Annotated in this window: 11 protein-coding genes; 9 read left to right on the top strand and 2 right to left on the bottom strand. The window is 65.3% G+C overall.

Annotated elements, in window-relative coordinates:
• Window positions 1-267: 267 nt before the first annotated feature.
• Entirely contained in the window at window positions 268-1302 is a 1035-nt protein-coding gene (locus D2V04_RS00815) for an IS110 family RNA-guided transposase (RefSeq protein WP_119511379.1), read from the bottom strand.
• Window positions 1303-1489: 187 nt separating this feature from the next.
• Between D2V04_RS00815 and D2V04_RS00810 the strand changes: the two genes are divergently transcribed.
• The 4 genes from D2V04_RS00810 to D2V04_RS00795 all read left to right on the top strand — a co-directional run bounded on the left by D2V04_RS00810 (window position 1490) and on the right by D2V04_RS00795 (window position 3807).
• Window positions 1490-1687, top strand: a complete 198-nt coding sequence (locus D2V04_RS00810; RefSeq protein ID WP_119511486.1) for a hypothetical protein — start codon at window positions 1490-1492, stop codon at window positions 1685-1687.
• A complete protein-coding gene (locus D2V04_RS00805) occupies window positions 1684-2091 on the top strand; it encodes a DUF1801 domain-containing protein (RefSeq protein ID WP_182849604.1) in 408 nt (135 codons plus the stop codon). Before D2V04_RS00810 ends, D2V04_RS00805 begins: the two co-directional genes overlap by 4 nt.
• Window positions 2092-2104: 13 nt before the next feature.
• Window positions 2105-2473, top strand: coding sequence for a DUF1801 domain-containing protein (locus tag D2V04_RS00800; RefSeq protein ID WP_228766185.1), 369 nt, complete (start codon window positions 2105-2107; stop codon window positions 2471-2473).
• A 113-nt stretch (window positions 2474-2586) separates the two neighbouring features.
• Window positions 2587-3807 (top strand): mechanosensitive ion channel family protein, encoded by a 1221-nt coding sequence (locus tag D2V04_RS00795; protein WP_119511492.1) that lies wholly within the window; start codon window positions 2587-2589, stop codon window positions 3805-3807.
• Between the two features lie 25 nt (window positions 3808-3832).
• Here the strand turns inward: D2V04_RS00795 and radC are convergent, their stop codons facing one another.
• A complete protein-coding gene (gene radC, locus D2V04_RS00790) occupies window positions 3833-4543 on the bottom strand; it encodes a RadC family protein (protein ID WP_119511484.1) in 711 nt (236 codons plus the stop codon).
• Between the two features lie 67 nt (window positions 4544-4610).
• Here radC and D2V04_RS00785 point away from each other — a divergent pair, with 67 nt between their 5' ends.
• From D2V04_RS00785 to D2V04_RS00765, 5 genes are all read left to right on the top strand, one after another.
• Window positions 4611-7835, top strand: coding sequence for a YdbH domain-containing protein (locus D2V04_RS00785; RefSeq protein ID WP_119511483.1), 3225 nt, complete (start codon window positions 4611-4613; stop codon window positions 7833-7835).
• Between the two features lie 47 nt (window positions 7836-7882).
• The gene (locus tag D2V04_RS00780) at window positions 7883-8092 is read left to right on the top strand and encodes a YnbE family lipoprotein (RefSeq protein WP_119511482.1); all 210 of its coding nucleotides are present in this window, start codon (window positions 7883-7885) and stop codon (window positions 8090-8092) included.
• Between the two features lie 26 nt (window positions 8093-8118).
• A complete protein-coding gene (locus tag D2V04_RS00775) occupies window positions 8119-8517 on the top strand; it encodes a YdbL family protein (protein WP_119511481.1) in 399 nt (132 codons plus the stop codon).
• Window positions 8518-8660: 143 nt separating this feature from the next.
• Entirely contained in the window at window positions 8661-8996 is a 336-nt protein-coding gene (locus tag D2V04_RS00770) for an AtpZ/AtpI family protein (RefSeq protein WP_119511480.1), read from the top strand.
• A 71-nt stretch (window positions 8997-9067) separates the two neighbouring features.
• Window positions 9068-9826, top strand: a complete 759-nt coding sequence (locus D2V04_RS00765; RefSeq protein WP_182849608.1) for a F0F1 ATP synthase subunit A — start codon at window positions 9068-9070, stop codon at window positions 9824-9826.
• The last annotated feature ends 23 nt before the right edge of the window (window positions 9827-9849 follow it).

Here is a 9849-nt window from a genome sequence, read left to right as displayed (position 1 = left end):
TCTGTGGATGGCTCCCGCGTTGCAAGGGCAAATGCGATGTGCTGGCGCTTGGGTCGGGTGCAGACTTCTGTCCGGCCTGTTGATGCAGCCATGAAGTAGACTGCTGGCCCTGATGGTGTCCGCGAACTGGGTCCCGAACTGGTTTACAGGCTGTATCGCCTCGGCCATTCGCTGGGTTGTCCCGGTTCCCGGTCTGACCGGTTCGCCATCATCTCGCTTTGCTCTCACAACTCCTGAAGTGGCTTTCGCCGCTATTCCGTTTTGCCTCTACGCCGCCAACGCAGGCACGTGGCGCTCACGATAGACTTCCCCGCGGGTCATGATGGCCCAGACGATTCTCGCTGTTTTGTTTGCCAAAGCCACGGTGACCACCCGTGCGGGCTTGCGCGCCAGCAAGGCGAGAACGTTGGGATCGACCGCCTCCGGTTTTCTTTTCGCGTTCCGCACCACTGCCGTCATGCCGACCACCAGGAGCTTACGAAGATACCTGTCGCCCATCTTCGAGATGCGGCCGAGCCGCTCTTTGCCGCCGCTGGACTTCTGAAGCGGGGTTAGCCCCAGCCAGGCCGCGAACTGCCGGCCAGAGCGGAACTGAGATGGATCACTGACCGACGCTGCGAGTGCCGTCGCTCCGATCGGGCCAATGCCCGGGATCGTCATGAGGCGGGTGGCAACGTCGCTCTTGCGCTGCCACCCGATCAGATCACGTTCGATCTCCCGTACCTGGGCGTGGACATCGAGGGCTTGCTGCGACAGCCGCTCAACGATGCGAAGAGCATCGGACGGCACGTCAGGCGCTTCCCCGTCGACGATCGCACGTGCCTTCTCCAAAGCTCGATTGATGCCTTGGGGGATGTCGATGCCGAACTCGGCCAAAAGCCCTCGCATCATGTTGATTAGCTGCGTGCGCTGCTTGACGAACAGATCCCGCGTGCGGTGCATCGACAGCGCCGCCTGCTGCTCCGCTGACTTCACCGGCACAAAGCGCATCGTGGGGCGCGTCACTGCCTCGCAGATTGCTTCCGCATCCGCAGCATCGGTCTTGCCGCGCTTCACGTAGGGCTTGACGTAAGCCGGCGGCATCAGCCGAACCTCATGGCCCAGCTTGATCAGCTCCCGAGCCCAGTAATGCGACGTGCCGCAGGCCTCCATGCCAACCACGCAAGGCGGAAGCTTCTCGAAGAAGGGAAGCATCTGCGAGCGCCGCAATGCCTTGCGAACAACGGCCGTGCCCTGTGCATCTACGCCGTGAACCTGGAAAACGTTCTTGGCCAAATCGAGACCGATCGTGCTAATATCCATCTGGGTGGCTCCCATTTTGCTCGTGAATACCTGACGGTCTTCACACCTTGGCACCTAGATGCCGTGAGCGGGAGCCATCCACCTCATCTGGTTTCCGGCCCGACGACAAGATGGCTTACCACGGTGCGCGGGCGGGCTGGCCGCGTTTCCTCAAATCGCTCGATAACCTGCTGGAAAGGATGGATTGATGAGCCCCCGGATCAGACAACTGCATCGCTGGACATCAATGGTCTTCACTCTGATCGTGGTCGGCATATTTGCCTTCCAGGCCTTCGCCGTGCCGCCGGAATGGCTCTATTACACGCCGCTCCCGTTCCTGTTCTTCCTCATGTTGACAGGTATTTACATGTTCATCCGCCATTACCGGCGGCCCGCCCAGCCATGACGCGCAAGCCCAAGCTGCTGTCCGGGGGCAATCCGCAAATCCCCAAAGGCGAGGGCGACGAGCCCGTGCAGGCCTATATCGCCGCCATGCCGGGATGGAAGCACGCAGTGGGCGAAGCGCTGGATGCGGCGATCGTCCGCGCGGTCCCTGGTGTGGAGAAGGCGGTCAAGTGGAACAGCCCGTTCTACGGGACCGAACAGGGCTGCTGGTTCACCTCGTTCCATTGCTTCGACCGCTACGTGAAGGTCACGTTCTTCCGCGGCGGCTCGCTCGAACCGCCGCCGCCGGAGACTTCGAAGTATCCGGAGGTCCGCTATTACCACATTCACGAAGGCGAAATGCCGGGCAACCAGTTCACCGAGTGGGTGAAGCAGGCGGCGAAGCTGCCCGGCGAGAAGATGTAGCAGGAGACGCGGTTTGGCGCAGGACAACGAACAGGGCGACTGGCGGCGGGAGAGACTCGCGAAAGCGCGCGAGATCATCATGGGAGCCGATCCCCAGATCGTCGAGGAAGCCAAATGGCGCAAGCCCTCCAACCCTGCCGGCGTGCCGACCTGGAGCCGGGAAGGCATCATCTGCACGGGCGAAACCTACAAGGACAAGGTCAAGCTCACCTTCGCACAGGGCGCCGCGCTGGACGATCCGGCAGGCCTGTTCAATACCAGCCTCGAAGGCAATACCCGGCGAGCGATTGACCTGTTCGAAGGGGACGTGATCGACGAGCCGGCCTTGCAGGCGCTCGTGCGGGAGGCGGTGGCGTTCAATCTCGCGAAGAAGAAGCGGTAAGGGCACTCGCTTGAATTGACAGAGCAGTGCCCGACAGGCACCTAGGCGGCCTTCATCGATCGCGAACAGAGGAACGAGCCGCCCGCACGGACGGGTGACAAGACACGCCCATGATGAGCCTTCCGACCTACGAAGATTTCGGCCTCACCGGCCTCGCCCCTGCCGCGGAAGCGCTGATCGGGCTCGGGGTGCTGGTGGCGTTCGCCTGGCTGGCGAACTTCGTCGCCAAGCAGATCATTCTGCGCCTGCTGATGGCCAAGTTGCTACCGAAGGACGGGCCGAATCCCGGCAAGGTCGTCGCCTACCTCGCCAATATCGTTCCGGCGCTCATCGTATCCTATGGAATAAGGCTGGTTCCGCATCTGCCCTACGCGGTCAAGGAAGTCGTCTCCAACGTTGCGGCCGCGCTGATCATTCTCATAATCGCGATGGCGATAAGCGCGGGGCTCAGCTTCGTGAAGGATCTCTACGATCGGCGCCCGGATTCCGCGAACCGGCCGATCAAGGGCTATATCCAGGTGCTCAAGATCGTGGTGTACGCCGCCGCGGCGATCCTGATGGTCGCCGCGTTGATCGAGCAGTCGCCGCTGTTGCTGCTGTCCGGCCTGGGCGCGATGGCCGCAGTGCTGCTGCTGGTGTTCAAGGACACGATCCTCTCGCTCGTCGCCTCGGTGCAGCTTACGTCGAACGACATGCTGCGGGTCGGCGACTGGATCGAGATGCCCGAACTCAATGCCGACGGCGACGTGATCGACATCGCTCTGCACACGGTGAAGGTGCAGAATTTCGACAAGACGATCACCACGATCCCCACGCATCGGCTGATCTCTGACAGTTTCAAGAACTGGCGCGGCATGTCGGAATCGGGCGGGCGCCGGATCAAGCGGGCGATCAACATCGATCAGAACTCGATTCGCTTCCTCAGCGACGAGGAGAAGGCCGGCCTTCGCCGTTTCAAGCTGATCGAGGACTACCTCGCCGACAAGGAGCGGGAGATCGGCGAATGGAATGCGGGGCTGGGCGAGGCCGCGCGTGAGCCGGTCAATGCGCGCCGGGTTACGAACGTGGGCACCTTCCGCGCCTATGTCGTCGCCTATCTACGCTCACACGCCAGGATCACGCCGGCGATGACCTTGCTCGTGCGCCAACTGGAGCCGACTGCGCAGGGCCTGCCGCTCGAAGTCTACTGCTTCACCGACACGACCGCCTGGGGCGAGTACGAGACGATCCAGGCCGACATCTTCGATCACCTGCTCGCCATCATGCCCGAGTTCGGCCTGCGCATATTCCAGGAGCCGAGCGGACTGGATTTCCAGGGCGCGTTCTCGGAATAGGGCGCTCTCGTCGCGGCAAGCGCTCTCAGATCAGCCCCTTCGCCTTCAGGCTCGTATGTCCCTCGCGTCCGATGATCACGTGATCGTGCACGACGATGCCGAGCAATCTGCCGGCTTCCGCGATACGCTGCGTGATACGGATGTCGGCGCGGCTCGGCTCGGGATTGCCGCTCGGGTGGTTGTGGACAAGGATCATCGCGCTGGCGCCGACGTCGAGCGCCTTCTTCACCACCTCGCGCGGATGGATCGCCGCTTCGTCGATCGAGCCGTCGCCGACATGGTGGTCCACGATGAGCCGGTTGCGCGTGTCGAGGTAGAGCACGCGGACGCGCTCGACCGTGAGGTGCGCCATGTCGATCGTCAGGTAGTCGAGCAGCGCCTGCCAGCTTCCCAGCACCGGCTTTTGCGCCACCTCGCCGCGCGCCATGCGCCGCGCCGCGAGCGCGACCGCCTTGAGCGTGGCTGTGCCGGCCTCGCCCATGCCCTTGACCTGGCGAAGCGCGCCCGGCTCGGCGTTGAGCACGGCGGGCAAGGATCCGAAGCGGGCGAGCAGCGCCTTGGCGAGTGGCTTGGTGTCGCCGCGCGGATTGGCCGCGAAGAGCAGGAATTCCAGCACTTCGTAGTCTGCCAGCGCCTCCGCGCCACCTGTCAGCAGGCGTTGCCGCAGCCGCGCGCGATGGCCGGCCCCGGCGTGCGAAGCGGTAGCCTCGTTCAGATTTTCGCCCCCCTGCGGCAACTTTCCCCCCGTCGTCGCGTTCGAGGATGCATTGCCTTTGCGGGGCGATACGCGCAAGTGTGAGGGGATGGCGCTGGCCGAAGACGACAACACCGACGAGGTCGAGGCCGAAGCGCCGCGCCGGCGCACGATGAGGTGGCGCTGGCGCGCCGCTCTCGCGCTTCTGATGCTGGTCGCGGCGGCGCTTGCTGCGGCGTGGCTCTCGCGCGAGCGGATCGCAGACGACGTCATCGCCGGAATGCTCGAGGACTACGATCTCACCGCCGAGTACCAGATCGAGAGCATCGGGCCGGAACAGCAGGTGCTCCGCAACGTGGTGATCGGCGATCCGCTGTTGCCCGACCTGACGATCGAGCGCGTGACCGTGAACATGCGCTATGGCTTCGGAACCCCGACCATCGGCCGCGTCGTCTTGGAGCGGCCGCGCCTGTTCGGCCGGCTGCGCGAGGGCGAACTCAGCTTCGGAAGCCTCGATCGCGTGCTGTTCCGCGACACGGGCGAGCCGCCGGGACTGCCCGATCTCGATTTGAAGCTCGTCGACGGGCGCGCGCTGCTGGAAACGGATTTCGGGCCGGTCGGGATCAAGGCCGAGGGGGTCGGCAAACTGGAGAGCGGCTTTGCGGGCGTGGTGGCCGCGACCGCACCCCGGCTCGCCGGCGCCGGATGCGCTGCGCGCGGCGCGACTCTCTATGGCCGGGTCACGACACGCGCCGGCGAGCCGCGGTTCGCGGGCCCCGTCCGGCTGGGGGCACTCGCCTGCCCAGAGAGCGGTCTGCGGCTGGCCAACGCCTGGGTGGAGCTCGATGCCACCGCCGATGCCGATCTCGCCGGCTACGAAGGAACGGCCAAGCTCGCGAGCGGGCGGTCCGCGCTGTCCAGCCTTTCAGCGGACGGCATCAACGGCACCCTGCGCGCGACCTGGCGAGATGACCGGCTGACGACGCGCTATTCGCTGGTCGGGCGCGGCGTGGCGCATCCGCAGGCGCGGTTCGCAGTGCTCACCGCCAAGGGCCTCCTGCGCGCCCGTGGTGCTTTCGAACAGGCGGAGACGGATGCGGAGATCGAAGGCAACGGGCTGCGCATGGGCGATGGGTTCGCCGGCCAGCTCAGCGGTCTGGCGCAGGCCGGACGCGATACGCTGCTCGCGCCGCTGCTCGAACGCTTTGCCGGCGCTCTCCAGCGGGAGGCACGGAGCAGCCGGCTCGCCGGCAACCTGCGGTTGCGCAAGGATGACGAGGCGCTGTCGCTCGTCGTCCCCAATGCGACCTTGCGCGGCGGCAGCGGCGCGACGCTGCTGGCGCTTTCGCGGGTTCACTTCAGCAGTCCGGCAGAGGGCGCATCGCGCCTCACCGGGAACTTCAGCACCGGCGGCGAGGGATTGCCGCAGATCGTCGGGCGAATGGAGCGGCTTCCCGGGCGCGACGCCGTCCTGCGGCTGCAGATGGCCGAATATGCCGCGGGCGATTCGCGTCTTGCGATTCCGGAGCTCGTGCTGGCGCAGGGACCGGGTGGAGCGCTCGGCTTCTCCGGCAGCGCGATCGCCACCGGCGCGCTTCCGGGCGGGACGGCGCAAAATCTCGTCGTGCCGCTGGACGGTGCTTGGTCGAGCGCGGGTGGGCTCGCGCTGTGGCGCGATTGCACCGAGTTCCGCTTCGACCGGCTCGAGCTGGCCAATCTGGCGCTCGAACGGCGCGGGCTGACGCTGTGCCCGCGGCGTGGCGCACCGATTCTGGCCTACGGCGACCGCGGGCTCCGCCTGGCCGCCGGCGCGCCTTCGCTCGATCTCGCCGGGGAGCTGGCGGGGACGCCGATCGCGCTCCGCACCGGCGCGGTCGGCTTCGCCTATCCGGGCAACCTCTCTGTGCGCGACGTCGTGGTCGCGCTCGGGCCGGACCGGGAGGCGAACCGGTTCCGCGTGAGCGACATCCAGGCGACGCTCGGAAGCGAGATCTCCGGCACTTTCGCCGATGCCGACGTCGAGCTGTTCGCCGTCCCGCTCGACTTGCGGCAGACCGCGGGCAACTGGCGCTATGCGGGCGGTGTGTTCGCGATCGACCAGGGCAGCTTCGTTCTGGAGGACCGCAGCGAGGCCGATCGCTTTAACCCGATGATGGCCCGCGGCGCCACGCTGACGCTGCAGAACAACGTCATCCGCGCCGACGCCCTTCTGCGCGAACCGACCAGCGAGCGCGAAGTGACCGAAGTCGCGATCGTCCACGATCTGTCGAGCGGCGCCGGCCATGCGGATCTCGCGGTGAATGGCCTGGTGCTCGACGAATCGCTCCAGCCCGACATGTTGAGCCCGCTCGCGCTGGGTGTGATCGCCAATGCACGCGGAACGGTGACGGGCACCGGTCGGATCGACTGGAACGCGCAGGGCGTGACGAGTTCCGGGCAATTCTCCAGCGAAAGCCTCGACTTCGCCGCCGCATTCGGTCCGGTCCGCGGCGCGTCGGGCACGATCGTCTTCAGCGATCTCATCAATCTCACCACCGCGCCCGGGCAGACGCTGCGCGTCGGCTCGGTCAATCCCGGCATCGAAGTGACGGACGGCGAAGTCGAGTTCGCTTTGCGCGAGGGACAGTTCCTCTCGGTCGCGGGCGGCACCTGGCCCTTCATGGGCGGCACGCTGACCTTGCGCCCGGTCGACCTCAACCTCGGCGCGAGCGAGCAGCGGTCCTACATCTTCGAGATCACAGGGCTGGATGCGGCGACGTTCATCCAGCAGCTCGAGCTCGGCAATATCAGCGCCACCGGCACGTTCGACGGCGAAGTACCGATCGTGTTCGATGCGGAGGGCAACGGCAGGATCCAGGGCGGCCGCCTGATCTCGCGTCCGCCGGGCGGAAACCTGTCCTATGTCGGCGAGCTGACTTACGAGGATCTGTCGCCGATCGCCAACTATGCCTTCGACGCCCTGCGCTCGCTCGACTACCGCCGGATGACGATCGACATGAACGGCAACCTGTCGGGCGAGATCATCACCGAAGTGCGCTTCGAAGGGGTGAGCCAGGGCGAGGGCGCGAGCGAGAACTTCGTCACCCGCCAGATTGCCGGGCTGCCGCTCGAGTTCAGGATCAACATCCGCGCGGCGTTCGCGCAGCTCCTCACCAACCTGCGCTCGCTCTACGATCCCGCCTTCGTGCGCGATCCGCGCGAGCTGGGCCTGCTTTCCGACGACGGCACGCGCCTGCAACCACAAGTTCGCCCGCCGCCGGAAGCGATCAGGCCCGAAGACTTGATCCCCGACGAACCGCCCGTTCAGACCCACGAAAGCGAGACCATGCCATGACGTCAGCCGAATTGACTGCCCGCCGTGCGGCTGCGAGAACCCTGGCCATGCAGGGGAATGCGACAGCGCGAAAGCGGGCGATCCGTTCGTTGCCGCTGGTGGTGGCGAGCTTGTTGACGCTGGCAGGGTGCATTTCCGTGGAGGCGCCCGACAAGCCGATCGTCATCGAGCTCAACATCAATATTCGGCAGGAAGTGATCTACAGGCTCGCAGAAGACGCGGGCAACACGATCGAGGAAAACGCGGACATCTTCTGATGAAGAGCGTTGTGAAGGGATTTGGCATGAACAGGAAATTCGTTCGCAAGATGGCGCTCGCCGCCGCCGGCTTCGCGCTTGCCGCGGGCGGGCTCGCTGGGACTGCCTATGCGCAGCGTGATCCGGCCTACGAGGCCGCGCGCGCAAGTGGCAAGGTGGGCGAGAAGATGGACGGCTATCTCGGCATCGTCGGTGCGTCCACGCCCGAACTGCAGCGCATGGTCAACGACATCAACATCAAGCGGCGCGCGGTCTATGCCCAGAAGGCGCAGACCGCCAACGCCACGCTCGAGGAGTACGCGCTGACCGCCGGGTGCATCGCGATCGCGCGGACCGAGCCGGGTGAAAAGTATCAGGCTCCGGACGGTTCGTGGAAGACTCGCACCAGCGCGCCGCCCGAACGGGACAGCCGCTGCCCGGCCTAGTGTGCGAACCGGGGGCGGCGAAAACTTCTCCCGCAATGCAGCAACCCGCCGATTGACTCGCTCATGGGTGCCGCCTAAGGGGGCGGCGCCCTCGGCGGGCAACTCTTGCCCGTGCCTCGCCTTCCCGTCACAAGGAGCATGGCATGAGCGACGACAAGCCCGCACGAGAACCTATCGCCGAGGATGCGCGGATCGATGCGCTCGAAGAGCGGCTCAAGGCCGCACGCGAGCGAGAAGATCAGCGCAACCGGCCGCAGGCGACCGGGGCCGATGCGAACTATCGCAGCGGCAACCGGGTGCTCGCGGATTTGCTTGGCGGTATTCTCGGCGGTCTCGTGCTTGGCTGGTTGGTCGATACCTTCGCCGGCACGTCGCCCTGGGGTCTGTTGGTTGGCCTGTTCCTCGGAATAGCGGTGGCCTTCAGGAACATTTTCAGGATGGCGAACACGCGCTCCGACGACTCCTCTCCTGAGGGGTAGCCGCGAGCGCGGATGTTCATGAGGTAGGGACTTAGACAGCCGTGGCAGCCGAACCGGCCAAGGTCGACCCGATGTACCAGTTCACGATCGAGCCGCTGTTCGGCTCGGCGAACTGGGAGATTGCGGGCTTCAACATCGCCTTCACCAACAGCGCGATGTGGATGCTGATCACCACCGTGGTGCTGGGCATCTTCGTGTGGGGCGGGATGAAGCGCGAGCTCGTCCCCGGTCGCTGGCAGATGGCGGTCGAGACCTTCACCGGCTTCGTCGAGAACATGCTGGAAGCGAACATCGGCAAGGCGGGGCGCAAGTACGTGCCCTACGTGTTCTCGCTGTTCATGTTCATCCTCTTCGCCAATATCCTCGGCCTGCTGCCGCTCGGCATCTTCGGGCTTCACCCGTTCACCTTCACCAGTCACTTCACCGTGACCGGCATTCTCGCCGCGATCAGCTTCTCGATCGTTCTGATCGTCGGCTTCTGGAAGCACGGGTTCCATTTCTTCAGCCTGTTCGTGCCGCACGGCACGCCGCTGCCGATGATCCCGGCGATCTTCCTGATCGAGCTGGTCAGCTTCGCCGTCCGCCCGTTCAGCCTCGCGCTGCGACTGTTCGTCGCGATGATGGCCGGCCACGTGCTGCTTGAAGTGCTGTCGAGCTTCGTGATCGACGGGACCAACGCAGGCGCGCACTGGGGGTTGCTGGTCGGCGTACCCAGCTTCGTACTGATGGTCGGCATCTGCGCGCTGGAGATCCTGGTCGCGGGCATCCAGGCCTACGTTTTCGCTCTTCTGACGTCGCTCTACATCAACGACGCGGAAAACCTTCACTGAGCTTTACCAACCCGAATTAACGA

It is taken from the genome of Pelagerythrobacter aerophilus, from assembly GCF_003581645.1.
Lineage (GTDB): Bacteria > Pseudomonadota > Alphaproteobacteria > Sphingomonadales > Sphingomonadaceae > Pelagerythrobacter > Pelagerythrobacter aerophilus.
The sequence above is the reverse complement of the archived record's forward strand: the minus strand, read 5'-3'. Positions and strand labels throughout refer to the sequence as shown.

What these genes read in the sequence shown, in the direction of transcription:
- D2V04_RS00775 (WP_119511481.1), top strand. Translation starts at nt 8,119, where the DNA reads ATGAACAGGAAATTCGTTCGCAAGATGGCGCTCGCCGCCGCCGGCTTC.
- D2V04_RS00780 (WP_119511482.1), top strand. Translation starts at nt 7,883, where the DNA reads ATGCAGGGGAATGCGACAGCGCGAAAGCGGGCGATCCGTTCGTTGCCG.
- D2V04_RS00765 (WP_182849608.1), top strand. Translation starts at nt 9,068, where the DNA reads ATGTACCAGTTCACGATCGAGCCGCTGTTCGGCTCGGCGAACTGGGAG.
- D2V04_RS00815 (WP_119511379.1), bottom strand. Translation starts at nt 1,302, where the DNA reads ATGGATATTAGCACGATCGGTCTCGATTTGGCCAAGAACGTTTTCCAG.
- D2V04_RS00770 (WP_119511480.1), top strand. Translation starts at nt 8,661, where the DNA reads ATGAGCGACGACAAGCCCGCACGAGAACCTATCGCCGAGGATGCGCGG.
- D2V04_RS00810 (WP_119511486.1), top strand. Translation starts at nt 1,490, where the DNA reads ATGAGCCCCCGGATCAGACAACTGCATCGCTGGACATCAATGGTCTTC.
- D2V04_RS00785 (WP_119511483.1), top strand. Translation starts at nt 4,611, where the DNA reads ATGGCGCTGGCCGAAGACGACAACACCGACGAGGTCGAGGCCGAAGCG.
- D2V04_RS00795 (WP_119511492.1), top strand. Translation starts at nt 2,587, where the DNA reads ATGAGCCTTCCGACCTACGAAGATTTCGGCCTCACCGGCCTCGCCCCT.
- D2V04_RS00805 (WP_182849604.1), top strand. Translation starts at nt 1,684, where the DNA reads ATGACGCGCAAGCCCAAGCTGCTGTCCGGGGGCAATCCGCAAATCCCC.